The sequence below is a fragment of the Cupriavidus mimosae genome, assembly GCF_023952485.1.
In the GTDB taxonomy this organism is placed as follows: Bacteria; Pseudomonadota; Gammaproteobacteria; order Burkholderiales; family Burkholderiaceae; genus Cupriavidus; species Cupriavidus taiwanensis_C.
In genome coordinates, this window is the sequence record NZ_JALHRY010000020.1 from 61,995 (window position 1) to 87,278 (window position 25,284).

At 70.0% G+C, this 25,284-nt stretch carries 27 protein-coding genes; 11 read left to right on the plus strand and 16 right to left on the minus strand.

Translation table 11 applies throughout. From position 1 onward, the window contains the following. Nucleotides 1–6: 6 nt before the first annotated feature. From ccmA to MKD50_RS27065, 11 genes are all read right to left on the minus strand, one after another. A complete protein-coding gene (ccmA, locus tag MKD50_RS27015; RefSeq protein WP_252669447.1) occupies nucleotides 7–669 on the minus strand; it encodes a cytochrome c biogenesis heme-transporting ATPase CcmA in 663 nt (220 codons plus the stop codon). Next, nucleotides 666–1,253: a cytochrome c3 family protein gene (locus tag MKD50_RS27020; RefSeq protein WP_172582347.1), complete on the minus strand. Its 588-nt coding sequence runs from the start codon at nucleotides 1,251–1,253 to the stop codon at nucleotides 666–668. Before MKD50_RS27020 ends, ccmA begins: the two co-directional genes overlap by 4 nt. Nucleotides 1,254–1,265: 12 nt before the next feature. Then, nucleotides 1,266–1,784: a nitrate reductase cytochrome c-type subunit gene (locus MKD50_RS27025; RefSeq protein ID WP_252669449.1), complete on the minus strand. Its 519-nt coding sequence runs from the start codon at nucleotides 1,782–1,784 to the stop codon at nucleotides 1,266–1,268. Between the two features lie 25 nt (nucleotides 1,785–1,809). Continuing rightward, a complete protein-coding gene (napA, locus tag MKD50_RS27030) occupies nucleotides 1,810–4,305 on the minus strand; it encodes a periplasmic nitrate reductase subunit alpha (protein WP_115699972.1) in 2,496 nt (831 codons plus the stop codon). Beyond that, complete coding sequence (locus MKD50_RS27035; RefSeq protein ID WP_115699973.1) at nucleotides 4,302–4,640, minus strand: chaperone NapD; 339 nt, start codon at nucleotides 4,638–4,640, stop codon at nucleotides 4,302–4,304. The genes napA and MKD50_RS27035 overlap by 4 nt, the downstream gene beginning before the upstream one ends. A 105-nt stretch (nucleotides 4,641–4,745) precedes the next feature. Further along, a complete protein-coding gene (gene napE, locus MKD50_RS27040; protein WP_252669451.1) occupies nucleotides 4,746–4,910 on the minus strand; it encodes a periplasmic nitrate reductase, NapE protein in 165 nt (54 codons plus the stop codon). Nucleotides 4,911–5,113: 203 nt separating this feature from the next. After that, nucleotides 5,114–5,458, minus strand: a complete 345-nt coding sequence (locus MKD50_RS27045) for a hypothetical protein (RefSeq protein ID WP_240071832.1) — start codon at nucleotides 5,456–5,458, stop codon at nucleotides 5,114–5,116. Nucleotides 5,459–5,634: 176 nt separating this feature from the next. Further along, a complete protein-coding gene (gene serA / locus MKD50_RS27050) occupies nucleotides 5,635–6,861 on the minus strand; it encodes a phosphoglycerate dehydrogenase (protein ID WP_115699975.1) in 1,227 nt (408 codons plus the stop codon). 112 nt (nucleotides 6,862–6,973) lie between these two features. Continuing rightward, nucleotides 6,974–7,501, minus strand: a complete 528-nt coding sequence (locus tag MKD50_RS27055) for a hypothetical protein (RefSeq protein WP_115699976.1) — start codon at nucleotides 7,499–7,501, stop codon at nucleotides 6,974–6,976. A 130-nt stretch (nucleotides 7,502–7,631) separates the two neighbouring features. Further along, complete coding sequence (locus tag MKD50_RS27060; protein WP_115699977.1) at nucleotides 7,632–7,826, minus strand: hypothetical protein; 195 nt, start codon at nucleotides 7,824–7,826, stop codon at nucleotides 7,632–7,634. 93 nt (nucleotides 7,827–7,919) lie between these two features. Next, nucleotides 7,920–10,361, minus strand: a complete 2,442-nt coding sequence (locus tag MKD50_RS27065; protein WP_252669453.1) for a TonB-dependent receptor — start codon at nucleotides 10,359–10,361, stop codon at nucleotides 7,920–7,922. Nucleotides 10,362–10,686: 325 nt separating this feature from the next. Between MKD50_RS27065 and MKD50_RS27070 the strand changes: the two genes are divergently transcribed. From MKD50_RS27070 to MKD50_RS27110, 9 genes are all read left to right on the plus strand, one after another. After that, the gene (locus MKD50_RS27070) at nucleotides 10,687–11,670 is read left to right on the plus strand and encodes a tripartite tricarboxylate transporter substrate binding protein (RefSeq protein ID WP_252669455.1); all 984 of its coding nucleotides are present in this window, start codon (nucleotides 10,687–10,689) and stop codon (nucleotides 11,668–11,670) included. Continuing rightward, nucleotides 11,667–12,446, plus strand: coding sequence for an ABC transporter ATP-binding protein (locus tag MKD50_RS27075; RefSeq protein ID WP_252669457.1), 780 nt, complete (start codon nucleotides 11,667–11,669; stop codon nucleotides 12,444–12,446). The genes MKD50_RS27070 and MKD50_RS27075 overlap by 4 nt, the downstream gene beginning before the upstream one ends. Beyond that, nucleotides 12,443–13,471: a PQQ-dependent catabolism-associated beta-propeller protein gene (locus MKD50_RS27080; protein WP_252669459.1), complete on the plus strand. Its 1,029-nt coding sequence runs from the start codon at nucleotides 12,443–12,445 to the stop codon at nucleotides 13,469–13,471. The genes MKD50_RS27075 and MKD50_RS27080 overlap by 4 nt, the downstream gene beginning before the upstream one ends. Next, the gene (locus MKD50_RS27085; RefSeq protein WP_252669460.1) at nucleotides 13,464–14,642 is read left to right on the plus strand and encodes a type 1 periplasmic-binding domain-containing protein; all 1,179 of its coding nucleotides are present in this window, start codon (nucleotides 13,464–13,466) and stop codon (nucleotides 14,640–14,642) included. Before MKD50_RS27080 ends, MKD50_RS27085 begins: the two co-directional genes overlap by 8 nt. Nucleotides 14,643–14,646: 4 nt before the next feature. After that, complete coding sequence (locus tag MKD50_RS27090; protein WP_252669461.1) at nucleotides 14,647–15,477, plus strand: ABC transporter permease; 831 nt, start codon at nucleotides 14,647–14,649, stop codon at nucleotides 15,475–15,477. Then, a complete protein-coding gene (locus MKD50_RS27095; RefSeq protein ID WP_240071840.1) occupies nucleotides 15,474–16,286 on the plus strand; it encodes a quinoprotein dehydrogenase-associated SoxYZ-like carrier in 813 nt (270 codons plus the stop codon). The genes MKD50_RS27090 and MKD50_RS27095 overlap by 4 nt, the downstream gene beginning before the upstream one ends. After that, a complete protein-coding gene (locus MKD50_RS27100) occupies nucleotides 16,283–17,227 on the plus strand; it encodes a quinoprotein relay system zinc metallohydrolase 1 (protein WP_252669462.1) in 945 nt (314 codons plus the stop codon). Before MKD50_RS27095 ends, MKD50_RS27100 begins: the two co-directional genes overlap by 4 nt. A gap of 195 nt (nucleotides 17,228–17,422) precedes the next feature. Next, nucleotides 17,423–19,186, plus strand: a complete 1,764-nt coding sequence (locus tag MKD50_RS27105) for a PQQ-dependent methanol/ethanol family dehydrogenase (RefSeq protein ID WP_115682892.1) — start codon at nucleotides 17,423–17,425, stop codon at nucleotides 19,184–19,186. A gap of 95 nt (nucleotides 19,187–19,281) precedes the next feature. Then, nucleotides 19,282–19,605: a c-type cytochrome gene (locus MKD50_RS27110; RefSeq protein WP_115699984.1), complete on the plus strand. Its 324-nt coding sequence runs from the start codon at nucleotides 19,282–19,284 to the stop codon at nucleotides 19,603–19,605. A gap of 431 nt (nucleotides 19,606–20,036) precedes the next feature. On the opposite strand, the gene pqqE is transcribed toward MKD50_RS27110, so the two are convergent. The 5 genes from pqqE to pqqA form a co-directional block, all read right to left on the minus strand. Beyond that, entirely contained in the window at nucleotides 20,037–21,266 is a 1,230-nt protein-coding gene (gene pqqE / locus MKD50_RS27115) for a pyrroloquinoline quinone biosynthesis protein PqqE (protein WP_371925397.1), read from the minus strand. Next, nucleotides 21,238–21,510, minus strand: a complete 273-nt coding sequence (gene pqqD, locus MKD50_RS27120) for a pyrroloquinoline quinone biosynthesis peptide chaperone PqqD (RefSeq protein WP_012355511.1) — start codon at nucleotides 21,508–21,510, stop codon at nucleotides 21,238–21,240. The genes pqqE and pqqD overlap by 29 nt, the downstream gene beginning before the upstream one ends. Further along, on the minus strand, nucleotides 21,507–22,199 hold the full coding sequence (gene pqqC / locus MKD50_RS27125; RefSeq protein ID WP_252669464.1) for a pyrroloquinoline-quinone synthase PqqC: 693 nt from the start codon (nucleotides 22,197–22,199) through the stop codon (nucleotides 21,507–21,509). The genes pqqD and pqqC overlap by 4 nt, the downstream gene beginning before the upstream one ends. Beyond that, a complete protein-coding gene (gene pqqB, locus MKD50_RS27130; RefSeq protein ID WP_252669465.1) occupies nucleotides 22,196–23,113 on the minus strand; it encodes a pyrroloquinoline quinone biosynthesis protein PqqB in 918 nt (305 codons plus the stop codon). The genes pqqC and pqqB overlap by 4 nt, the downstream gene beginning before the upstream one ends. A 95-nt stretch (nucleotides 23,114–23,208) precedes the next feature. Further along, on the minus strand, nucleotides 23,209–23,283 hold the full coding sequence (gene pqqA, locus MKD50_RS27135) for a pyrroloquinoline quinone precursor peptide PqqA (protein WP_012355514.1): 75 nt from the start codon (nucleotides 23,281–23,283) through the stop codon (nucleotides 23,209–23,211). Between the two features lie 84 nt (nucleotides 23,284–23,367). Here pqqA and MKD50_RS27140 point away from each other — a divergent pair, with 84 nt between their 5' ends. Together MKD50_RS27140 and MKD50_RS27145 are read left to right on the plus strand one after the other, a co-directional pair. After that, nucleotides 23,368–24,303: an alpha/beta fold hydrolase gene (locus tag MKD50_RS27140; protein ID WP_252669467.1), complete on the plus strand. Its 936-nt coding sequence runs from the start codon at nucleotides 23,368–23,370 to the stop codon at nucleotides 24,301–24,303. Beyond that, nucleotides 24,303–25,265 (plus strand): MBL fold metallo-hydrolase, encoded by a 963-nt coding sequence (locus MKD50_RS27145; RefSeq protein WP_252669469.1) that lies wholly within the window; start codon nucleotides 24,303–24,305, stop codon nucleotides 25,263–25,265. The genes MKD50_RS27140 and MKD50_RS27145 overlap by 1 nt, the downstream gene beginning before the upstream one ends. The last annotated feature ends 19 nt before the right edge of the window (nucleotides 25,266–25,284 follow it).

Consider the following 25,284-nt stretch of genomic DNA (forward strand, 5'->3'; position numbering starts at 1 on the left):
TGCCCATCATGCACCCGCTCCGTCCAGGCGCAGCACCGCGCCGCCGCCGGGCAGCAACTGGTGCGTGGCGATCACGGCCATGCCGCCAGCGGCCAGATGCGCGTCCAGCTGGCGCTGGAAGCGCGCGCAGCTGTCCGCATCCAGCGCGGTCACCGGTTCATCCAGCAGCCACAGCGTGCGCGGCGCCAGCGCCAGCCGCGCCAGCGCTACGCGGCGCCGCTGGCCTTGCGACAGCGTGCGCACCGGCACGTGCGCGACGCGCTCCAGCCCCTGCGCCGCCAGGGCGCGCGCGACGCTGGCGGCGCGCTCGCCGGCGTCGGCATGGCGGCCAGCATGGTGGCCAACGAGGCGGGCAGCAAAGCGCAGGTTCTCGGCCGGGGTCAGGTCGATGTCGATGCCGTTGGCGTGGCCGAGGTAGGCCATCGCCTGCTGGAACTCCGGGTCGGCGGCGCGCAGCGGGCGGCCATGCCATTGCAGCGTGCCGGCATCGGCGCTGGCCAGGCCGCACAGCACGCGCAGCAGCGTGGTCTTGCCGCTGCCGTTGGCGCCCAGCACCTGCAGCAGCCCGCCCGGCGCCAGGCCGAAGTCGATCCCTTGCAGGACCGTGCGGCCGGCACGCGACACCGCCAGGCCGCTGGCGCTGAGCACGGGCGCGGCGGCAAGCGTCATTTCGCCTCGGCCTTCGACATGTCCGGAAGTTGGTGGGCGATGCCCTTGTGGCAGTCGATGCAGGTCTTCTCCTTGTTGGCCAGGTAGGTCGAATGCATGGCCTGCGCGCGCGGGCTCTGCCGGGTGAAGTCCATCGACTGGTAATCGTGGCAGTTGCGGCATTCCAGCGAATCGTTGGCCTTGAAGCGGGCCCACTCGTGCTGCGCCAGCGTGAGCCGGTGCGCCTGGAATTTCTCGCGCGTGTCGACGGTGCCGAAGATCTTGGCCCAGACCTCCTTGGACGCCTGCATCTTGCGCGCCATCTTGGTGGTCCAGTTGTGCGGCACATGGCAGTCAGAGCACTTGGCACGCACGCCGCTGCGGTTAGTGAAATGGATGGTGCCCTGCAGCTCCTGGTAGACGTTGTCGCGCATCTCGTGGCAGCCGGTGCAGAACTGCTCGGTGTTGGTCAGCTCCAGCGCGGTGTTGAACGCGCCCCAGAACACCACGCCGGCGATAAAGCCGCCCAGCGTCAGGAAGCCCAGGCTGAAGTAGGCGCTGGGCCGGTTGATGGTTCGCCAGTAACGCTTGATCAGGTCGAGCATGGCGCGCATCCGCTAGTTGGGCGAGCCCTTGGCGCCGGGCTTGCGCTTGAGCATCTGCTCGACATCGATGAAGCTGTTGCCCACCAGCGGCTTGGCGTCCGCCTGCGGCACGTGGCACTGCGTGCAGAAATAGCGGCGCGGCGACACTTCGGCCAGCACGTTGTTGTCGCGGTCCATGTAGTGCGTAATGCTGACCGGGATCGCCTGGGTCTCTTCGGTGCGGGTGCGCGCATGGCAGAACATGCAGCGGTTGAAGTCCTTGTCGACCTGGTAGCCGTCGATCTTGTGCGGGATGGTCGGCGGCTGCATGGTGTAGTTGCGGTTGCGGCGGATGTCCTTGTTCTCGGTCGGGTACAGGATCGGGGCCTTGGTCTCGTTGCCGATGGGCGTGTTGCCGCGCATGGCATCGACCAGCCCTTGCTGCTGCTGTTGCTGCTGCTGTGCGCGCGCCGGCAGCGGCAATGCCGCCAGAGCCGCCAGCAGCAGCGTGAGCAAGGCCAGCAGTGGCACCCAGGATCGACTCGGTTTCATGGCGTCTCCTGTTGTATCGGCCGCGCTAGACCTTGACGATCTTGACCGCGCACTTCTTGAAGTCGGTCTGCAGCGAGATCGGGCAGGTCGCGTCGAGCGTGACCTTGTTGATCAGCTGGCTGGCGTCGAACCACGGCACGAACACCAGCCCGCGCGGCGGCGCATCGCGCCCGCGGGTCTCCAGGCGCGAGCGCATGCTCCCGCGCCGCGACACCACTTCCACTTCCACGCCGCGGCGCAGGCCCATGGCCCTGGCGTCCTCCGGGTGCATGAATACCACCGCGTTGGGGAAGGCGCGGTACAGCTCGGGCACGCGGCGCGTCATCGAGCCGGAATGCCAGTGCTCCAGCACGCGCCCCGTGACCAGCCAGTATGGATACTCCTTGTCGGGCGATTCGGGGGGCGGCTCGTAGGGCAGGGCGAAGATCACCGCCTTGCCGTCGGGGTTGCCGTAGAACTGGTAGCCGGTGCCGGCCTTCACGTAGGGATCGCTGCCTTCGCGGTAGCGCCAGCGGGTTTCCTTGCCGTTGACCACCGGCCAGCGCAGGCCGCGCGCCTCATGGTAGGCGTCGAACGGCGCCAGGTCGTGGCCATGGCCGCGGCCAAAGGTGGCGTATTCCTCGAACAGCCCCTTCTGCACGTAGAAGCCAAAGGCCTTGGCCTCGGCGTTGTTGTACTCGGTGCTGACTTCCTTGAGCGGGAACTTGTCGACCTGCCCGTTGCGGTAGAGCACGTCGAACAGGGTCTTGCCGCGGTATTCGGGCTTCTTCGCGATCAGGTCGGCGGGCCAGACGTCCTCGACCTTGAAGCGCTTGGAAAACTCCATCAGCTGCCACAGGTCGGAGCGCGCCTCGCCCGGCGCATCGACCAGCTGGTGCCAGAACTGCGTGCGGCGCTCGGCATTGCCGTAGGCGCCTTCCTTCTCGACCCACATCGCGCTCGGCAGGATCAGGTCGGCCGCGAGCGCGGTGACGGTGGGGTAGGCGTCAGACACCACGATGAAGTTGGCGGGATTGCGGTAGCCCGGCAAGCCCTCTTCCATCAGGTTGGCCGCCGCCTGCATGTTGTTGTTGACCTGCACCCAGTACGCATTGAGCTTGCCGTCCTTGAGCATGCGGTTCTGCAGCACGGCGTGGTAGCCCGGCTTGTCGGGAATGGTGCCCGCCGGCAGCTTCCAGATGCGCTCGGCTTCTTCGCGGTGCTTGGGATTGGTCACCACCATGTCCGCCGGCAGCCGGTGCGAGAAGGTGCCGACCTCGCGCGCGGTGCCGCAGGCTGACGGCTGCCCGGTCAGCGAGAACGGGCTGTTGCCGGGCGTGGCGATCTTGCCGGTCAGCAGGTGCAGGTTGTAGACCATGTTGTTGGCCCAGCTGCCGCGCGTATGCTGGTTGAAGCCCATGGTCCACAGCGACATCACCTTGATGTTGGGGTCGGCATAGAGCTCGGCCAGCTGGTCGAGCTTGGCCTTGGGCACGCCCGACAGCTTGCTGACGGTATCTGCATCGTACTTGGCCACGAAGCGCGCGAAGTCGTCGAACGTGATCGGGCGCGAGGCGCCGGGATCGGCGGCGTTCTTGGCCGCCTTCTGCAGCGGATGCTCGGGACGCAGGCCATAGCCGATGTTGGTCACGCCTTCCTTGAACACCGTGTGCTTGTTGACGAAGTCCTTGTTGACCTTGTTGTTCTTGATGATGTAGTGGGCGATGTAGTTCATCATCGCCAGGTCGGTCTGCGGCTTGAAGATGATGGGGATGTCGGCCAGGTCGAAGGAGCGGTGGGTGAAGGTCGACAGCACCGCCACGCGGGTCTTGGGATGGCTCAGGCGCCTGTCGGTGATGCGGGTCCACAGGATGGGATGCATCTCGGCCATGTTCGAGCCCCACAGCACGAAGGCATCGGCAGCCTCGAAATCGTCATAGCAGCCCATCGGCTCGTCCATGCCGAAGGTGCGCATGAAGCCCTGCACCGCTGACGCCATGCAATGCCGTGCATTGGGATCGATGTTGTTGGAGCGGAAGCCGGCCTTGTACAGCTTGGACGCGGCATAGCCTTCCCACACGGTCCACTGGCCCGAGCCGAACATGCCCACCGCGGTCGGGCCTTTCTCTTTCAGCACGCGCTTGAACTGGCGCTCCATCTCGTCGAAGGCGCGCTCCCACGTGACCGGCGCGAATTCGCCGTTCTTGTCGTACTGGCCGTTCTTCATGCGCAGCAGCGGCCTGGTCAGCCGGTCCTGGCCGTACATGATCTTCGACAGGAAGTAGCCCTTGACGCAGTTCAGTCCCTTGTTGACCTCGGCCTGGGGGTCGCCGTTGGTGGCAACCACCTTGTTGTCCTTGACCGCCACCGTGACGCCGCAGCCGGTGCCGCAGAAGCGGCACGGCGCCTTGGACCACTTCAGCTTTGTGACCTCGCTGTCCGTGACAAAGTTGGCGGCTCCGGCCGGCAGCGTGACGCCGGCCACCGATGCCGTTGCGGCGACAGCGGTCTGCTTGATGAAATCGCGGCGGGAGAGGGTCATATGCCTGCCTCCTCGTTCATTGCTGGGTTCACGGCCTGGTGCATGGCCTCGGCATCTTCGTTGTGCTGGTAGACGAGCGCGGCCGACAGCACGCCGTCGAGCTGATGCAGAAAGGTCAGATGCGCGGCGATGGCGCGCGAGGTAGGCGCTTCGATGGTGACCACCAGCTTGCCGCTGTCGCTGGCGGCATGGATCTCGGCGCCGGCGATGGCGTCGATCGCCGCACGCACCTGCGGCAGCCTGGCGGGAAGTGCATGGACCACGATGCCGGCGATATGCCACTCTGCGTCCGTCGGCAGCGGCTGGATGGGGATGGCACGTCTTGCAGCGGGCATGCGCAAGCTCCGGTTCGATGCCGTTTCAGTCTGTGCTGCAGCTTGTTTTTATCAATTCAATGCCCCGGTGTCGCCGCTTGCGCAACACCAGCCTGCGTGGGCCGCCTAGTGGGACGGCGGTCCGCTGATCAACTGGGTCATCCAGACAATGAACCCATAGCCCGCGACGATGATGACGGACAGCACCGGCACCATGACCGCGGTCAGGAAAAGGAAACTGCGCAGTTCTTCTTGCTTGCGTTGGGGATCTTGGGTTTCACCGGTATCCATCGTCGTTGACGTCCTCGTCAAAAGGGATCAGGCGCGGCCCGATGTGTTACACCATTAAAGGAAGCGCAGGGCAAGGTGTCAAGACTGCACTTGCCCGCGCCAGCGCGCGCCGGCGCGAGATGCGGCATAGGCCGCGGCGCCGGCTGTGCGATGACCCGATTGCGGTAGCACGGGCCGGGCGCAGTGCCGGCCGGATATGTCGTCTAGTGATAGGTCACCACGACCAGGTAGGCGGGCGCCGCCCCTCGGCGGGCGGCGCGGGCGGGTTCCACGTTGAGCCTGGCGATGCCGATGCGCGCGGGTCCGGCCTGCCGCGGCGGGGTCACAGTGACCGGGGCCGAGAGCATCTGCCCGGACGGCTGCTGGCAACTGGCCTGCACCATGCCGGCGGAGGGCCGCAGTGCACAGGATGGATTGGTGATAGCCCCCAGAAACGTAATGGTGCCGGTTTGCGCTGCGGCGCTGCCAATCCCGGCGCTCCCCAGCAACGCGGCCGCGGCCAGCCGGCCGGTCAGGGCGGCGGCCTTCCTGCTCCGTTCAAGCGACATGTCTGACCTCACGATTGTTGGTGCGGCGCCGACGCGGGCCGCCTTTGTCATCGCGTTCCGTGCAGGCCCACCAATGCGCGTGTGGGCTGCATTCAGCATAGTCTCGCGTTCAGAGCTTGGTCAGCATTTAAGACAGTTTGGTGAAGTTGCCGCAGGGTCCGGCGATGGCCCCGTGACTACGCCGCGCCGCGCAGGAGCAGCCGCGAGCGGGCGAAGCCGGCATGGGTCCGCAGCGCCTGCATCAGCTGCTCGGACGGCGCGCGGTCCAGGTCAGTCACCACATAGCCGGTGTGGCCACGCGTCTGCAGGTGCTGGCCGGTAATGTTCACGCCTTCCTGCGCCAGCAGCGTGTTCAGCGCCGCCAGCGCGCCGGGCGCGTTGCCGTGCACGTTGAGCAGGCGCGCCGGCGCATGCAGCGGGCCGGGATCGACCTCGGGAAAGTTGACCGCGCCGATGGTGCCGCCGGTGGCCAGAAAGTGTGCGAGCTTGGCCGCGACCTCGGTGCCGATGTTCTCCTGCGCTTCTTCGGTGCTGCCGCCGACGTGCGGGGTCAGCAGCACGTTGGGCAGGTTCTGCAGTTCGCTGGTGAACGGGTCCTGGTTGGTCTTGGGCTCTTCCGGGAACACGTCGATGGCCGCGCCGCCCAGGCGCTTCTCGCGCAGCGCCGCGGCCAGCGCGGCGATGTCGACCACGCTGCCGCGCGAGGCATTGATCAGGATCGCGCCCGGCTTGAACGCCGCGAGGATGTTGGCATCGATCATGTTGCGCGTGCGCGGCGTGGCCGGCACGTGCAGCGTCACCACCTCGGCCTGCGACACCGCTTCTTCGAGCGAGCCCGCGGCGCGGGCCGACCCGTGCGAGAGCCGCGCCAGCACATCGTAGTAGACCACGCGCATGCCCATCGATTCGGCCAGCACGCCTACCTGCGAGCCGATATTGCCGTAGCCGACGATGGCGATGGTCTTGCCGCGCGTCTCGAACGCGCCTGCGGCGCCCTTGGCCCATTTGCCGGCATGCGCGAGCGTGTTCTTCTCGGGGATCCGGCGCAGCAGCATCACCGCTTCGGCAACTACCAGTTCGGCCACCGAACGGGTGTTGGAAAAGGGCGCGTTGAAGACCGGAATGCCGGCGGCGGTGGCCGCGTCCAGGTCGACCTGCGAGGTGCCGATGCAGAAGCAGCCGATCGAGAGCAGTCCGGGCGCGCTGCGGATATCGTCCGCGCGCAGGTGGGTGGCGGAGCGGATGCCGACCACGTCGTGGCTGGCCAGCACCTGGCGCAATTCGGCTCCGGCCAGCGCGCCGGTGCGGCGCTCGACCTGCAGCCCGGCTTCGGCCAGCCGGGCGTTGGCGCTCTGGTGGATGTTCTCGAGCAGGATGGCTGTGGTCACGTTGGTTTTCCGCATGGAGGGTTGGCGGACATTGCCGCATCGCCTCCATTCTGCGCGCAAAACGGTGGCGGGGCCGGGGAGCCCCTGCTGCCGGCATTGGCACCGGACGCGGCTTCCGCGTCAGCCGTCAGCGCGCGCGGCGCGCGTCGCCGCCAAGCGGATCGACGATGATCATGGTCTGGCGCAGCACGCCGGCGTTGTCGAAGTAGCAGCTGAAGTGCGCCGTCTGCAGGCCGTCCTTATACATGCGCCAGGACCAGGCTTCACGCTGCATCAGCGGGTAATACTGCACCGGCTCGCGCGGCAGGCCGAAGTGCTGCTGCACGTCCTGCTTGGTCCAGACCCCGACCTGGGCGCGATAGATCTCGGCTTCGGTCAGCATCTGGCGGTAGCGGGTCAGCCGGCCCGCGGCATCGAAATCTGCAGCGTAGACCTCATGGCCGAAGGGTTGCCGCGACCACAGCCAGCGGGTGGTGCCATCGGCCAGGCGGTGGGTTTCGGTGGGTGGTCCGAAAGTCTGGCGCACGGCGCTTTCTGGGCTGCCGATCATCTGCTGGCCGGTCTGCTCCGGCTGCAGCGTGGCACAGGCGCCGAGCAGGGTGGCGGCTATGCAAAAGAGGCTGAGGTGACGGCGGGGCAGGGACCGGGGTGGCATGGCGCGCTCCTGCAAGAAGGGGTATCCGCAGCCGCCATTGTCCGGCTGCCGGCCCGCCCGGCGCAACCGGCTCAGCCCGCACAACCTGGGCAACAACCCGGCCGGCACGCGGGGGCCGGCACGCGCCGGCTTAGCAGCGGCCCTTCTTGGCCTGGCCCGGCGGGCAGAACGACTCGTTGCCGTACGGGTCGATGCGGCAGTTGCCTTTCTTGGCCTGCCCCGGCGGGCAGCCCTGCGGGCCGCCGCCGTAGGTGTCATATGGGGCTACCACGCAGCCGCCGAGCAGCGCGCTGCACGCGACCAGAAGGGCCAGGACGGATTTCATTGCATTCTCCTTGTTGTGGGGGATTCCATTTGCGACAGGAGAATAGATTGTGCCAGCGGCATTGTCTGTAAGGAATCGTGAAGACCGGTGGCGCTACATCCGGAACACCACCCCCAGCCAGACGCTGCGCGGCGCCCCCGGCGCCACAAACAGCGCGCTGGCGGCGTCGCCCGGCGCCACGTGCGGCCGCACCAGGCTGCCGCCGGGAAAGACGTCGTTGGCGATCTGGCCATAGGTCTCGTAGCGCCGGTCGAGCAGGTTGGCCACGCGCGCGTAGATCTCGAAGCGCTTGCTGACCTGATACGCCGCGCGCAGGTTGATGGTGGCGTAGCCCGGCGTGCTCCAGTCGGCGGCCTGTGGCGCTGCGCCCGCCTGCGGGTCGCTGCGCAGGCCGTCCTCGTTGCCGCTGGAGACGGAGCCCGACACCGCCACCACGTCGGCGCCCAGCACCAGCCCGGGCAGCGCCTGCCAGTCCGCGCCCAGCTTGAGCGTATGGCGCGGCAGTCCCGCCATGCGCATGCCCGGGCGGATCTCGATGGTGCGTTCGCCGGCGGCCAGCGCGCCGGCGGACTGGTAGGTGGCCTGCAGGTAGCTGTAGGCCAGCCGCAGCGTGACCGGGCCGAGGCGGTGGCGCGCGCTCAGGTCGAGCCCCTGATTGCGGGTGCGGTCGAAGTTGGCGAAGTAGCCGAGTTGCGTGTTCGGCGCGCGCACGAACAGGATGTCGTCGTGGTTGTCGATGCGGTAGAGCGACGCCGTGAGCTCGGTGTGCGGGCGCGGGTGCCAGCGCACGCCGGCCTCGAACGAATGCGACACCACCTGCTTCAGGTAGGGATCGGCCTGCAGGCCCGCCGGGAGCCGGCAGGGCCGTTCCGGGTCGGCGCAGCCGAGCTCGAGCACGGTCGGCACCCGGTTGTTCTGCGCATAGCCGCCGAACACCGTGACGCCGCCGCCCAGCTTCTGCGCCAGCCCCAGCGCCGGGTTCAGGCGGCGATAGGTGAAGCTTTCGCGCGGCTGCTCGCTGCCGTCGCTGTTGCGCAGCGTATTGCTGACGGTGACATGGTTCCAGCGCGCCGACGCGGTCAGGAAGGTGGTGGGCGTCAGCGACCAGGTATCGGACAGGTACAGGCCCAGCGTGCGCGCGTTGCCGCTGAGGCCTGAGAACAGGGCGTTGGCCGCGGCAGGGTCGGCGACCACGCCGCGGTCGTCGGTGAAGCTGCCGGGCTGGGCGTATTGCGAATAGGTGAGGCGACTGCGGTCGAGCGTCAGGCCGGCATTGAGCACGTGATGTTCGCTCTCCCGCGCCAGGCTCAGCGCCATGCCGGCGGTCTGCTGCCGCATATGGCTGGTGTTGAGCACCGCCGGGTGCAGCGCCGCGCCTTCGGCGCGGGTCATGCCGCAGTCGCCGCCGCGCGGGCTGCCGTCGGCGTCGAAGCCATCCTCGCAGTCTTCGGCATAGGCCTCGTAGTCGGGGTTGACGTCGCCGTTGGCGGTGTCGCGGCGGCTGTTGCGCACATAGGCCATGGCCGCGGCGCTGGTCTTGTCGTCGAACCAGTGGCGGCCGTTGAGCGCGGCCTGCGTGACCTGGTTGCGGGTCTGGTCGGGATAGGTGTAGACCGCGCGCCGGTTGGCCTGGTACAGCTCGGGCAGCGTGCCGCCGTCAGCCGCGCGATAGCTGGGCACCAGGCCGTTGCCGGTCAGCGTGCTGCGCCCGTGCAGCACGGACACGTCCCAGCTGCTGGTGGCGCCGGCGTAGCCCGCCTTGGCAAAGACATTGCCGAGCCGGCCCTCGGAATGGTCGCGCCAGCCGTGCTCCTGGAACAGCGTGCCGGCGGCGAACGCGTGCCAGCCGCCGTCGCTGCGCACGCCGGCGGAGAGGTCGGCGCGCTTGCGGGCATGGCTGCCGTAGGACAGGTCGGCAGTGAAGCCGGGCGAGTCCAGCCCCGAACGCGTGGTCATCGCCAGCGCGCCGCCGAGGGTGTTGAGGCCATAGGCGGGATTGGCGCTCGACACCAGCGACGCGCTCGCCAGCGCCGCTTCCGGAATCATGTCCCAGCTCACCACGTCGCCGAACGGCTCGTTGACGCGGATGCCGTCCAGGTACACCGACAGCCCCTGCGGCACGCCGGGGATCGATGACGCGCGGAAACCGCGGTAGGTGATGTCGGTCTGGAACGGGCTGCCCTGGATGTCGTTGACGTTGACGCCGGCGAGGTGGCGGTTCATGTAGTCGGCCAGGTTGCCGGCGCGCGCGCCGCCAAGCTCGCTGCCGCGCACGGTCTGCACGGTATAGGGCACCAGGTCGCTGGCGACGCCGATGCCGGGCAGCGGCGCGGCGGCCACCACCAGCACTTCGGGCAGCAGCGTACTGTCCTGGTTTGGCGCAACAGTGTCCTGTTGCGCCACAGCGGCACGCTGGCACAGCAGCGTGATCAGCGCGGACAGCACCGCGGCGCGGCGGCACGGGCGGGCTGCGACGGCGCGCGGAAGTCGGGGTGGCCGCTGTCCTGGCGGTGCAGGGCGCGGGATGGCTGGCATGGTCGGTCTCCTCGGGATAGCGGCGCATGCCTGCATCGGGCCGCGCCTGTGGGCAGGGCTTCAGCAGTTTTCGTACCGGCCAGCAGCGTTGGCCTGCGCCCTGTCACAAAACAGGACAAGGGGGCGTAGCCATCAGCGGGACAGTGTTCCATCACGGCACAGTGCTGCGCGGCGCATCGCAGCACGCGTCGCTGCGAGGCGGCGGCCGGCAGCCGTGCAGCGCCGGCCCGGCAAGGTCCGCGGGGATGCGGCATGCCGTGTTGCATCGCACATGGTATCGGCCTTGCTCTGTCACACCGCATCCAACCCGGTCCGGTGCTTTGCCATGTTCCGTTGCCTTGCCTGCCTGCTGTCGATGTGCCTCGGCCTGTTGCCGGCGGGCTTCGCGCGGGCCGAGGGCGCAGCCGCCTATCCGTCGCGTCCGGTCACGCTGGTGGTGCCGTGGCCCGCGGGCGGCGCCACCGATATCTCGATGCGCATCCTGGCCGAGCTGGCCGGGCGCGAACTGGGGCAGCCGATCGTGGTGGAGAACCGGCCCGGCGCCGGCGGCACGCTGGTGGGCGGCCTGCTTGCCGCCGCGCGCCCGGACGGCTACACCATCGGCCAGCTGCCGCTGACGGTGTACCGGTTCCCGCACCAGCAGAAGACCGCATGGCAGCCGCTGCGCGACATCCAGCCGGTGCTGATGATCTCGGGCTATACCTTCGGCATCGTGGTGCCCGCCGACAGCCCGTGGCGCTCGCTGCGCGAGCTGATCGCCTGGGGCCGGGCGCACCCGGGCCAGCTGACCGTGGGTTCCACCGGCATCGGCACCACCGCCCACCTGGCGATGGAGGACGTGCTCGGCCGCAGCGGCGTGCGCTACCTGCATGTGCCGTACCACGGCACCGCCGACCAGATGCTGGCGGTGGCCAACGGCTCGCTGATGGCGGGCGTCAATTCGACCGGCTTCGCTCCCTTCGTCGAGGCCGGCAAGCTGCGCCTCTTGGCGGTGTTCAGCGCGCAGCGTTCGGCGCGCTGGCCCGAAGTGCCGACCGTGGCCGAGCTGGGCTTTGCCGATGCGGTCCACAACTCGCCCTACGGCATCGGCGTGCCGCGCGGTACCGATGCCGCCATCGTCAGGCGCCTGCACGACGCGTTCCGCGCCGCCATGCAGCAGCCGCGCCATCTTGCCGAGCTGGCCCGCTACGACCAGGAACTGACCTACCTTGGTACCGCGCAATATGAAGCCTTCCTGCGCCAGGCCTGGGAGACCGAACGGACCTTTGCCGTGCGCGCGGGCACGGCGCGGGCGAAGGAGCAGCTATGAGCGCGCTGCCAATCCAGCAAGCGCCGGCGCTTGCTTGCGACGCGGTGCGCAAGGCGTTCGGCGGGCGCGTCGCGCTCGACGGGGTTTCGCTGTGCGTGCGGCGCGGCGAGTTCGTGGCGCTGCTGGGGCCCAACGGCGCGGGCAAGACCACGCTGTTCCAGATCCTCAGCGGCCTGTTCATCGCCGATGCCGGGCAGGTCATGGTGATGGGCTGCGACATGCGGCGCGACCCGGTGCGCGCGCTGGCGCAGCTGGGCATCGTGTTCCAGCAGCCCGCCATCGACCTGGACCTGCCGGTGCTGGCCAACCTGCGCTTCCATGCCGACCTGCATGGCCTGCCGCGGCGCGAGGCGACGCAGCGGATCGCGCGCCTGCTGCAGGCCTTCGGCCTGGCGCCGCGCGCGCAAGCGCCGGTGCGCGAGCTGTCGGGCGGCAGCCGGCGCAAGGTCGAACTGGCGCGCGCCTTGCTGCATGAGCCGGCCATGCTGCTGCTCGACGAGCCGACGGTGGGACTCGACCCGGCCTCGCGCGTGCAGCTGCTGGCCGAGACCCGGCGGCTGGCGCGGCACGCCGGCGCCGGCGTGCTGTGGGCGACCCACCTGGTGCAGGAGGTGGAGCAGGCCGACCGCGTGATCGTGCTGGACCGTGGCGCGGTGCGCTTCGACGGCACCCCGGCCGCGCTGCTGGGCGTCACCGCGGCCGCGACGCTGGAAGCCGCTTTCCTCGCCATGACGCCGTCGGTCAGCCGCGCGGCGCAAACGGAGCTCACCACATGAAGCCGATGCCATCCCCCGCCTGGCTTGCCGGCGCCTGGCTGCTCGCCACCGCGTTGCTGGTTGCCGCCGGCCTGGCCGAGGGCGCGCAGGGCGGCCAGGGTGGCCCCGGGCGCGCCGCCACCGGCCAGGTCTTTGTCTCCAGCGAAAAGGACGACGCGCTGACCGCCTACGCTGCCGCCAGCGGCCAGCAGCTGGCGTCGTGGCGCCAGTGCCGGCGGCCGCGCCACCTGCAGCTGTCGCCGGACCGCGCGCGGCTGTACGTGGCCTGCAGCGACGACCACCGCGTCGACGTGGTCGACGTCGGCACGCGCAAGACCGTGGCGTCGCTGCCCGTGGGCGACGACCCCGAGCTGTTCGATCTCAGCCAGGACGGCCGCACGCTCTACGTGTCGAATGAAGAGAACGCGCTGCTGTCGGCCTACGACACCGGCTCCGGCAAGCGCGTGTTCGCGGTCGCGGTGGGGGAGGAACCGGAGGGCGTCAGGGTCAGCGCGGACGGACGGCAGGTGTACGTGGCTTCCGAGGTGGCTAACCTGGTCCACGTGGTCGACGTCGCCACGCGCAAGGTGGTGCGCAATATCCGCGTCGGCAACCGGCCGCGCCGGCTGCTGCTGGTGCGCGGCGGCAAGGAGCTGTGGGTCTCCAACGAGCTGTCGGCCAGCGTCAGCGTGATCCGCACCGATACGCTGGAGGTGGTGCAGACCATTGCCTTCGCGCCGCGCGGCATGCGCGCCGAAGACGTGACCCCGGTCGGGATGGCGGCGCGCAGCGACGGCAGCCACGCCTATATCGGGCTGGGCCGCGCCAACCATGTCGCGGTGGTGGAGGTAGCGTCGCGCCGCGTGCAGGACTACGTGCTGGTGGGACGGCGCGCATGGGGGCTGGCGCTGAGCCGCGACAACGCCCGGCTCTACGTCGCCAACGGGCTGTCCGACGATGTCAGCGTGGTCGACACCGCCAGCCGCAAGGCGGTGGCCACGCTCAAGGCGGGCCGCGTGCCGCATTCGGTGGCGATCGATGACTGAGCGGGCGCTGGCCGCGCTGGCCTTTACGCTTGCGGCGGCGCTGGCGTCGCCGCTGCATGGCGCGGAGGTGCGCGTGGCGGTGGTGTCGCTGGCCGACGATGCCCGCCACGCGCCGCGGCGGCTGGCGCAGCGCTATCCCGACCAGCCGCAGGGCAGCGCGCTCGACGCCGCCCAGGTGGCCGCGGCGGAAGCGCGCTTTGCGCTGGAGGCCGCGGGCCAGTCGCTCCGGGTCGAGGCGCAGCAGGCGCGCACCGAAGCCGAGGTGGCCACGCTGGTCGCGGCGCTGGCGCGACAGGGCACGCGCTACATCGTGCTCGACCTGCCGGCGGCCGCGGTCCGGGCCGCGGTGGGCGCGGTCAGGCCGGGCGAGGCCCTGCTGTTCAATGTCTCGGCCGACGACGATGCGCTGCGCGGCTCAGGCTGCGCGCCGGTGCTGCTGCATACGCTGCCCAGCCTGCGCATGCGCGCCGATGCCCTGATGCAATACCTGGCCGCGCGCAAGTGGCGCCGCGCCTTGCTGCTGAGCGGCCCGTCCCCGGCCGACGCCGCGCAGCGAGAGGCGCTGCTGGGCGCGGCGCGGCGCTTCGGCATCGCCTGGAGCGCGCAGCGCGCATTCCGGCTGTCCAACGATCCGCGCGAGCGCGACCAGGCCAATGTCAGGCTGCTGACCGGTGGCGCGGACTACGACGTGGTGGTGGTGGCCGACGCCGACGGCGAGTTCGCGCGCGGCCTGCCCTACGCCACGCAGCTGCCGCGCCCGGTGGTTGGCGCCAGCGGGCTGGGCGCGCAAGCCTGGCACTGGACCTGGGAGCGCAACGGCGGGCCGCAGCTCAACCGGCGCTTCGCCCGCGCCGCGGGCCGGCCGATGACCGGCTACGACTGGGCTGCCTGGGTCGCGGTCAAGGCCATTGCCGAAAGCGTGGTGCGGCAGCCCGCTGGCTTCGCCGCGCAGGCGCAGGCGCTGGCCGCGGGGCAGGTGGTGGTGGACGGCTTCAAGGGCCCGCCGCTGTCGTTCCGGCGCTGGGACCGCCAGCTGCGCCAGCCGCTGATGCTGGCGCACCCGGACGGCGTGACCGGCACCGCGCCGGTCGAAGGCGTGCTGCATCCGAAGAACAACCTCGACACCCTGGGCGCCGACGAAGCCGACACCGCGTGCCGCGCGCCGACCTGACCCCATGACCATGCCCACCACCCTGCCACCGTCGATGCGCCATCGCTGGCGCGCACTGCGCGCGGTCTGCGGCCGCGAACTGCGCAAGTACCTGCGCCAGCCCGGGCGGCTGTTGTCGTCGCTGGTGCGGCCGCTGCTGTGGCTGCTGGTGTTCGCCGCAGGCTTCCAGAACGCGCTGGGGGTCGCGATCGCACCGCCGTACGACAGCTACATCGAATACCAGGTCTATGTCGCGCCCGGGCTGCTGGGCATGATCGCGCTGTTCAACGGCATGCAGTCGTCGCTGGCGATGGTGTACGACCGCGAGATGGGCGTGATGCGGCTGCTGCTGACCGCGCCGCTGCCGCGCGGCTGGCTGCTGGGCTGCAAGCTGGCGGCGGGCACGCTGCTGTCGCTGCTGCAGATGGCGGCGTTCCTGCTGGTGGCGGCGGGCTTCGGCATCCGTTTCGCGCCGCTGCACCTGCTGGCCGGGCTGGGCGCGATGACGCTGGCGGCGCTGATGCTGGGCGCGCTCGGCCTGCTGCTGTCGGTCCATGTGCGCCAGCTGGAGAATTTTGCCGGCACCATGAACTTCGTCATCTTCCCGATGTTCTTCATCAGCTCGGCGCTGTATCCGCTGTGGCGCCTGCAGGAGTCAGGCGCCGAGGCGGTGTACCAGCTGGCGCGGCTGAACCCCTTCACGCATGCGGTCGAGGCGATCCGCTTTGCGCTGTACGGGCAGCTGGCGCCGCACAGCGTGGCCATCGTCGCGGCCAGCGCGGTGGTGTTTTTCGCGCTGGCGCTGCGCGGCTACGACCCGCAGCGCGGCATGGCGCGCCGCGCGCAACCGGCATGACCGGCCACCGGCAGGGCCTGGCGTTGCTGGCGCTGGCATGGCTGGCGCTGTCTGTTGCGACGGTGTCAGCTGCACCGGGCGCCGGTGCCGGCATCGTGCACAGCGATCCGATGCAGTCGCCGCAATGGGCCTGGATCCACAAGGAGCTGCTGCAGCAGGGCCCGGTGGTGTTCGACAGCCGCGTGCGCGTGACCGGGCCGGCCTTTGCCGAAGACCCGATGCGCGTGCCGATTGCCTTCGACGCGTCGGCGCTGGGCGAGGTCGAGCGCATCGTGGTGGCGGTGGACCGCAACCCGATCCGCCCGGTGCTGGCGTTCGAGCCGCTGCGGGTGCGGCCGTCGCTGTCGTTCCGCTTCAAGCTGGAGCAGGCCTCGCCGGTGCGGGTGGCGGCGCGCACGCGCGACGGCACCTGGCATGTCGGCAGCGCGTGGGTCGACGCCGGCGGCGGTGGCTGCACCGTGCCGGGCGCGACCCGCCGCGATGGCAGCTGGAGCCGCACCCTCAACCGGGTCGAGGCGCGCGTGTTCCCTGGCCTGGGTCACGGCCAGGACCAGGCCGGCGCGCGCGTGCGCCTGCGCGTGATGCACCCGATGGACACCGGCCTGGTCGCCGGCATCCCGGCGTTCCATCTCGAGACCCTGGTGCTGGCCGACGCGGCGCGGCAGCCGCTGTTGCGGCTGACCCTGCACGAGCCCGTGGCGGAGAACCCGATCTTCTCGTTCGACCTGCGCGAGGCGGTGGTGCCCGGCATGACCGTGGCCGGCCACGACAACAACGGCAACCGCATCGCGGCGCGGGTGTCGCCATGAAGCGCGTATTGCCGTCGCTGCTGCTGTGGCTGGCCACTGCTGCGGTCTCCGCGGCGCCGGCGCAGCCGCCCGACTACCGCCTGGCCCCGCGCGAGATCGCCGCCGGCGTGTGGCTGCTGGAAGGCGCCAATGCCGACTTCGCGCCGGCCAATGGCTGCAACATCATCAATACCGCCTTCATCGACACCGGCGACGGCGTGGTGGTGATCAACACCGGCCCCTCGCGCGAGTACGGCGAGCAGCAGCGCCGCGCCATCGCCGCGCTGACCGGCGCGCCGGTACGGCTGGTGCTGAACCTGAACCTGCATCCCGACTACTTCTTCGGCAACCAGGCCTATGCCGACGTGGGTGCCAGCGCGCTGCCCGCCACCATCGACGGCGCGCGCCGCGAGGGGGCGGCCTATGCCGACAACCTCTACCGCCTGTGCGGCGACTGGATGCGCGGCACCGAGCCCGCGCCGCCGCTGCACGCGCTGGAGGCCGGCACACGGACGATCGGGCGCCGCACGCTGGAACTGATCCGCCTGGAAGGCCATACCGACGCGGACCTGGTGCTGCTGGACCGCGCCGCCGGCATCGTCTTTGCCGGCGGGCTGGTGTTCCGCGAGCGCATTCCGACCACGCCGCACGCGCATATCGGGCGCTGGCTCGACAGCCTGGCGCGGCTGCAGGCGCTGATGGCGCACAGCGGGGCGCGCCTGCTGGTTCCGAGCCACGGCCCCGCGCTGGGCGGCACGGAAGCCATCGCGCAGACGCGCGCCTACCTGCAATGGCTCGACGCGCGCCTGCGCGAGGCCGCGGCGCAGGGACGCGACCTGGCCGAGGTCATGGCCATGCCGGTGCCCGAGCCCTATGCGCGCTGGGGCGCGCTGCCGGCCGAGTACCTGCGCAACGTGATCCATCTCTACCCGGCGCACGAAGAAGCCGCGCTGGGCCAGTGACGGGACCAACGGTGTCTGTTCAATTCTGGCGCAGCTGCAACGCAGTGTTGCACGCTGGCGCGGGCCGCAGCCGTGCGGCGGGCTTGCAGGGCGCGTGATCGGGCCCCGCGCCACTGGCATGGGATTTGCCATTTGCGTGCTGGTGTGTGGCGCAGTGGCGCACCAGCGAAATCGAAAACAAGAGAGGAGATGGCAATGAGGACCTTACGAGTAGGGCTGGCAATTGCGACAACCGCGGCGGCAATCGCGGCCGCCGCGGCGAGCGTTGCCGCGCAGGCGGCGGTAAGCGACGCCATGATCGAGAACGATGCGAAGTCCCCCGGCGACGTGCTGTCGTGGGGCATGGGCCCGCAGGGGCAGCGCTATTCCACGCTGGCGCGCATCAATACCAAGAACGTGGGCCGGCTGGTGCCGGCGTGGTCGTTCTCGTTCGGCGGCGAAAAGCAGCGCGGGCAGGAATCGCAGCCGCTGATTCACGACGGCAAGATGTTCGTCACCGCGTCGTATTCGCGCATCTATGCGCTCGACGTGAAGACCGGGCGCAAGCTGTGGAAGTACGAGCACCGCCTGCCCGAAGGCATCATGCCGTGCTGCGACGTGGTTAACCGCGGTGCGGCGCTGTACGACAACCTGGTGATCTTCGGCACGCTCGACGCGCAGCTGGTGGCGCTGGACCAGAACAGCGGCAAGGTGGTGTGGAAGGAAAAGCTGGAAGACTACGCGGCCGGCTACTCGTATACGGCCGCGCCGCTGGTGGCCAAGGGCCTGGTGCTGACCGGCATCTCGGGCGGCGAATTCGGCGTGGTCGGCCGCGTCGAGGCGCGCGATGCCAAGACCGGGCAGCTGGTGTGGTCGCGGCCGGTGGTCGAAGGCCACATGGGCTACAAGTACGACAAGGACGGCAACAAGACCGAGATCGGCATGACCGGCACCCAGAACGCCAGCTGGCCCGGCGAGACCTGGAAGACCGGCGGCGCGGCCACCTGGCTGGGCGGCACCTATGACCCGGCCACCGGCCTGGCCTACTTTGGCACCGGCAACCCGGGCCCGTGGAACAGCCATATCCGCAAGGGCGACAACCTCTACTCTGCCTCGACCGTGGCGCTCGATCCCGCCACCGGCAAGATCGTCTGGCACTACCAGAACACGCCCAACGACGGCTGGGATTTCGACGGCGTGAACGAGTTCGTCACCTTCGACCTGGACGGCAAGCGCATGGGCGGCAAGGCCGACCGCAACGGCTTCTTCTACGTCAACGATGCCACCAGCGGCAAGCTGGTCAATGCCTTCCCGTTCGTGAACAAGATCACCTGGGCCAGCGGCATCGACCTGAAGAGCGGCCGCCCCAACTACGTCGCCGAGGGCCGTCCCGGCGACCCGGCCGCCGCCAACGGCGAGAAGAAGGGCAAGTCGGTGTTCGCGGCACCGGGCTTCCTGGGCGGCAAGAACCAGCAGCCGATGGCCTACAGCCCGCAGACCGGCCTGTTCTACGTGCCCGCCAACGAGTGGGGCATGGACATCTGGAACGAGCCCATCAGCTACAAGAAGGGTGCCGCCTTCCTGGGCGCGGGCTTCACCATCCAGCCGCTCAACGAGGACTACATCGGCTCGCTGCGCGCGATCAACCCCAAGACCGGCAAGATCGTCTGGGAGGTCAAGAACGGCGCGCCGCTGTGGGGCGGCGCCATGACCACCGCCGGCGGGCTGGTGTTCTGGGGCACGCCCGAAGGCTACCTGAAGGCCGCCGACGCCAAGACCGGCAAGGAGCTCTGGCAGTTCCAGACCGGCAGCGGCGTGGTCGCGCCGCCGGTCACGTGGGAAGAGAACGGCGAGCAGTTCGTCGCCGTGGTCTCCGGCTGGGGCGGCGCGGTGCCGCTGTGGGGCGGCGAGGTGGCCAAGCGCGTGAATTTCCTCGAGCAGGGCGGCTCGGTGTGGGTGTTCAAACTGCACAAGAGCTGAGGGAATCAACGGTGATTCAGCTCCGCGTACATGGCATCGCAGCGGCGATGCATGGCGTGCGCGGGGCTCGGTCGCCACGGTATCGGGATACAGGTATGAAGAAAGAATGGATGGCGCTGGCTGCGGTTGGCGCGATGTTGCCGGGCGCGGCGCTGGCCGCCACGGCAGCGGAGATGCAGGCGCTGGCGGACAAGAGCGGTTGCTTTTCCTGCCATGGCATGCAGTCGAAGCTGGTGGGGCCGGGGTTTGCCGAGGTGGCGGCGCGGTACAAGGGCGACAGCCAGGCGGCCGCTTCGCTGGCGAAGAAGATCCGGGAGGGCGGCAAGGGGGCATGGGGCCGGATCCCGATGCCGCCGCATGGAAATCTGGGAGAGGACGATGCGAAGAAGCTGGCGGAGTGGGTGCTTGGGGTCGGTTGAGCGGGGGCGGGGCGTGGGCGGCGGACGCTGCGTCGGACGCGGGGCCGTCGCGACCGTGGGCGGCCGGCGCAAGATTCGCCTGCGGCGGCGCCGGCGCTGACTCAGGGGCGGTTGGTTGGTTTGTCGTGCTTGGCGGGCGTGGCTGTTTCGCCGGCGCAGCCGGCGACCTACTTCTTGGCCGAGCGCCAAGAAGTAGGCAAGAAACGCGTCGCCTGTGCGGCTGGCAATCAATTCCGCGGCGTTGGTGGTTCGGGCGGTGGTGATTTCCGTTTGGCGTGGGTGCCCGTTCGAACCTGCTAACGCTATGTGAGTCAGGGACAACGCCTTCGATCCCCCACTTTTGAACGATCCCAACAGGGTGTAGGCAACCTGCTGCGGGCGCTATTGGTGGGACGCCTTCGGCTGCGCTGCGCGCGCTCCCAATCTTAGGTCTACTGCTCGGGCACGGAGTGCGTCGCTGCGCTGGCACGCGTTGTCGCGGGCGATACCTCAGGCCTTTCGTGCCCGCTTGTCCGCGATGAGCCCAATCTCAACGAGTTGGCATCGCTGCGAAACACCATCGGATACTCGCGCGCTTGCGCCACCGCCAGCCGCCCCTCCAACGCGATCTCGCGCAGCCGCCCATGCCCGGGCGCCTTGGCGCAGGCGGGGTCGGTCGCGGCGGCATCGCCGGTGACCAGGAAGGCCTGACAGCGGCAGCCGCCAAGATCTGCTTCGCTGTGTTCGCACGAGCGGCACGGCTGCGGCATCCATTGCGTGCCGCGAAAGCGGCGGAAGGCGTCGCTGTGGTGCCAGATGTCGTGAAGGGTTTCGGTCCTGACATCGGGCAGGACCAGGTCCGGCAGCATGCGGGCCGCGTGGCACGGCAGCGCGGTGCCGTCCGGCGCCACGCCCAGGAAGGTGGTGCCCCAGCCGTTCATGCATTTCTTCGGCCGTTCCTCGAAATAGTCCGGCACCACGAACAGGATCTGGCATTGCCGGCCGATGCGCGCGCGGTACTGCCGCACCACGGCCTCGGCCTCGATCAGCTGTTCCCGGGTCGGCATCAGCGCCAGCCGGTTCTCCCAGGCCCAGCCGTAGTACTGCGTATTGGCCAGCTCCAGGTACTCGGCGCCCAGCTGCAAGGCCAGCTCGATGATGGTGCCGACATGCGGCAGGTTATGCCGGTGCAGCACGCAGTTCATCACCATCGGATAGCCGTGCGCCTTGATCAGCCTGGCCACGCGCTGCTTAAGCTCGAACGTGCGCGTGCTCGACAGGAAATCATTGAGCTCGCGCGTGGAGTCCTGGAACGACAGCTGGATATGGTCCAGGCCCGCCTCGCGCAGCGCCGCCAGGCGGGCATCGGTCAGGCCCACGCCGGAGGTGATCAGGTTGGTGTAGAAGCCCAGGCCGCGCGCATGGCGCACCAGCGTCTCCAGGTCCTTGCGCAGCAGCGGCTCGCCGCCGGACAGGCCCAGCTGCACCGCGCCCAGCGCGCGCGCCTGGGTGAACACGTCGCACCACTGCGCGGTATCCAGTTCCTGCGCATGGCGGGCATAGTCGACCGGATTGGAGCAGAACGCGCAGTGCAGCGGGCAGCGGTAGGTCAGCTCTGCCAGCAGCCACAGCGGCGGGCCGGGCGGCGCGGGCTCAGACCAGCCAGCCGCGTTCGGTGGCATGTTTGACAAAGGCATGGACCTCCGGCGCGATGCCCTGCACGCCAAAGGCGGCCTGCAGGTCGTCGATCAGCATGTCAAGGGTATGGTTGCCGTCGCAGCGCTGCAGGATCGCGGCGGCGCTGTCGTTGAGCGTGACCATCCCCTCCGGATACAGCAGCACCCAGCTTTGCTGCGAGTCTTCCCACTGCAGGCGGAAGGTGCGGTGCAGGGTCGGGGTGGCGAGGTCTTGCGTGCCGGCGGTCATGGCTGGGCCTGCTGGATGGCATCGAGCATCGACCACAGCACGTCGAGCTTGAACTGCAGGATGTCGAGGGCGCGCTGCTGCTGCGCGGCGCTGCGGAAATGGTCCAGCGTCACGCGCAGTCCGTGGTCGACGTCGCGCTGCGCCAGCGGGATGCGCGAGCGGAAATAGTCCAGTCCGCCGGCCTCGATCCACGGGTAATGCGTGGGCCAGCCGGCCAGCCGCTCCTGGTGGATCTTGGGCGCGAACATCTCGGTCAGCGACGAGCACACCGCTTCCTGCCACGGCGCGCGGCGCGCGAAATTGACATAGGCGTCGACGGCGAAGCGCACGCCGGGCAGCACCTGCTGGTGGCGCAGCAGCGCGTCGCGTTCCAGGCCGACGGCCTGGCCCAGCCGCAGCCAGGCCTCGATGCCGCCGGGCTGGGTCTCGGTGCCGTCGTGGTCGAGAATGCGCACCACCCACTCGCGGCGCGTGGCGCGGTCGGGGCAGTTGGACAGGATCGCGGCATCCTTGAGCGGGATGCTGGCCTGGTAGTAGAAGCGGTTGGCCACCCAGGTGCGGATCTGCGCGGGCGTGCATTGGCCGGCCGCCATGCGCTGGTTGAACGGATGGTGGATGTGGTAGCCGCTTTCGCGGGCGCGCAGGCGCGCCTCGAATTCGGCCGGGGTCCAGGCAACGGTTGCTGTCATAGCGCGATTTCCATGCCGTCGTAGGCCAGCTCGATGCCGTGCCGGGCCAGCTCGGCACGCTCCGGCGAGTCTTCCGCCAGCACCGGATTGGTGTTGTTGATGTGGATAAGGATCTTGCGGCGGGCGGGCAGGCGGTCCAGCACTTCGATCATCCCGCCCGGCCCGGACAGGGCCAGGTGGCCCATGTCGGCGCCGCTGCGCGCCGAGAAGCCCAGCATCTGCATTTCATCGTCGCGCCAGAAGGTGCCGTCGACCAGCACCACGTCGGCGCGGCGCAGCTGCGCGAACACATGGTCGTCGACCTGGCCCAGCCCCGGCGCATAGAAGGCGCTGCGGCCGCTGCGGCGGTCTTCGATGCGCAGGCCGATGTTGTCGCCGGGCTGCGGCGCGTGGCGCCTGGGCGAGTAGGGCGGGGCCTTGCTTTGCAGCGGGACCGCGGTCAGCGCCACGCCATCCAGCGGCGGCACCGAGAACGCGGTGCCGTCGCAGGGCAGCGCGTGGCACTGCAGCCCGCAGTAGTGCGACAGGACGCGCGTCAGCGGGAACGCCCCGGCCAGGTCTTCGAGCACGCTGGCGCTGGCATAGAGCGGCAGCGCGCGGCGGTGCTCGCGCAGCATCAGCAGGCCGGTGACGTGGTCGATCTGCGCGTCCATCAGCAGCACCGCGGCAATCGCGGTGTCGCGCCCGGCGCGGGCAGGTTGCAGCGCGGGGGTCTGGCGCAGCTGCTGCAGGATGTCGGGCGAGGCATTGACCAGGATCGCATCCGGGCCATCGCCGCACAGCGCGATCGACGATTGCGTGCGCGGGGTGGCGCGCACGGTGCCGCGGCGCACGCCGTCGCAGTTGCGGCAATTGCAGTTCCATTGCGGGAAGCCGCCGCCGGCGGCCGATCCCAGTACCCGGATGGTTGTCATGGCGCGAGCGCTCGAGGTTGGATCACGGCTGCCCCGCGCACAGGCGCCATACCGGCAACCACCGGCGGCGCCCGCCCGCGGAACGTCGCGGCCGGTCAGCGGTTGGCGATATACATGGTGATTTCAAAGCCGAGCCGCAACTCGGTGTAGGCGGGGGTGGTCCAGGTCATGTCGGTCTCCTTGGGTGGCATGGTTAGTGATTAGCGTCGCGGCATGGCAGCGTGTCTGCCGCAATGCCCGGAAAGGCAACAACCATGCCCGACGCAACCCTGGACCACACCGTCTTCCACCTGCGCACGCCCGACGCGCAGCGCCTGCATGTGCGGCTGGGCGGCCCGCCGCACGGCGAGCCCTGGCTGGTCCTGCACGGCGGGCCGGGCAGCGGCTGCGCCGCGTCGATGGCGGCATGGTTCGACCCGCAACGGCACCGCGTGGTGATGCCTGACCAGCGCGGCGCCGGCCGCTCGACTCCGGCCGGCGGCGTGCGGCGCAACAACGTCGGCGCGCTGCTGGCGGATCTGGAGCAGCTGCGCGCGGCCCTTGGCATCGCGCGCTGGGGCGTGGTGGGCGGATCGTGGGGCGCGGCGCTGGCGCTGGCCTACGCCGCGCGCTATCCGCATGCGGTCGCGGCGCTGGTGTTGCGCGGCGCCTTCCTGACCGGGCGCGACGACGTGCTGGGCCTGTTTGCGCCGCGCCCCGGCGCCGGCCTGCTGCGCCGCGCCGCGCCGGCGGGCGAGCGGCTGCCCGAGGCGCGCGCCCGGCTGCTGACGGTGTCCCGACTGTTGCAAAGTGGGACGGCTGTTCAAAAACGGGACACCGCGGCGGCGTGGCGCCGGCTCGAGCTGGACCGGCTCGGCCTGCGCGGCGTAGCACAGGGACGCCGGCAGTCTGCGCGCGAGCGGCTGGCCACGGTACGCAAGTACCGCATCCAGGCGCACTACCTGCGCCACCGCGCCGGGCTGGGCAAGCCCGCCTTGCTGCGCGCGGCGCGCGACATCGCCGCGCATGGCCTGCCGGTGACGCTGCTGCATGGCCGCGCCGACGCGGTCTGCCGGCCCGCCAATGCCCTGCGGCTGCAGCACGCCATGCCGGCCGCGCGGCTGGCATGGGTCGACGCCGGGCACCTGGCCGACGGCGCCATGCGCGATGCGCTCGCGGACGCGATCCGCGCCAGCGCCTGGCAGCGCTGATGATTGCCACCCGGCGCGATTTCCTCGGGGCCACGCTGGCGCTGGCCGTCGATGCCTGGCGGCCGGCCGCCGCGGCCAGCGCACGGGTGATGCTGGACCCGCTGCACCGGGGCGTCTACGTCGCCCGCGCCGCCAATGCCGAAGCCATGCGCGCCAACGCGGGTGCGGTGGTGCCCAGCCTGGTCCATGTCACGCGCGCGGGGGTGCTGGTGGTCGATCCCGGGCCGCAGGGGGCGTGGGGCAGGGCGCTGCTCGGCGCGATCCACGCGCTGACGCGGCAGCCGGTGCGCTGGGTGGTCAACAGCCACGCCCATCCCGAGAACGTGCTGGCCAATGCCGCCTTTGCCGGGCTGCGGCCGCGGCCGCAGTTCCTGGCTTCGGCGGCCACCGCCGCGTTGATGCGGCAACGATGCACCGACTGCCTGGCCCGGCTGGGCGCGCAGCTCGGGCACGCGGCCATGCGCGGCACCGCGATCGTGTTGCCGGAGCCAGTGCTGCAGCACGGCGCCTGGCTGCACACCGGCGATACGGCGTGGCAGGTCCAGGTGCATGCGCCGGCCCACAGCGCCTCGGATACCGTGCTGTACGCGCCGCAGTTGCGGCTGCTATGCGCGGGCGGGCTGGCGTACCGGGATCGGGTGCCGGAGATGCAGGAGGCGTCGCTGCAAGGCTGGCGCCAGGCGCTGCGGGAACTGATCGCGCTGCCGGCGGACACCGTCGTCGCCACCGCAACCGGCACGCCCGCGCAGACACTGGCGCCGACGCTGGCCTATCTCGATGCGCTGGCGCACGGCATTGGCGCCGCGCTGGCCGCGGGGCGCGATGCATCGCAAGCGGCCGACGCCGTGGCGGCGGCGCCGTTCCGCCACTGGCGCCATTTCCCGACGCGCCATCCGCTGAACCTGCAGCGCGCCTGGCGCCAGCTCGAAGACGCGTGGATGCAGGGCGAGCCGCCGGCCTGAACCGGCGGCCTGGCGCGCG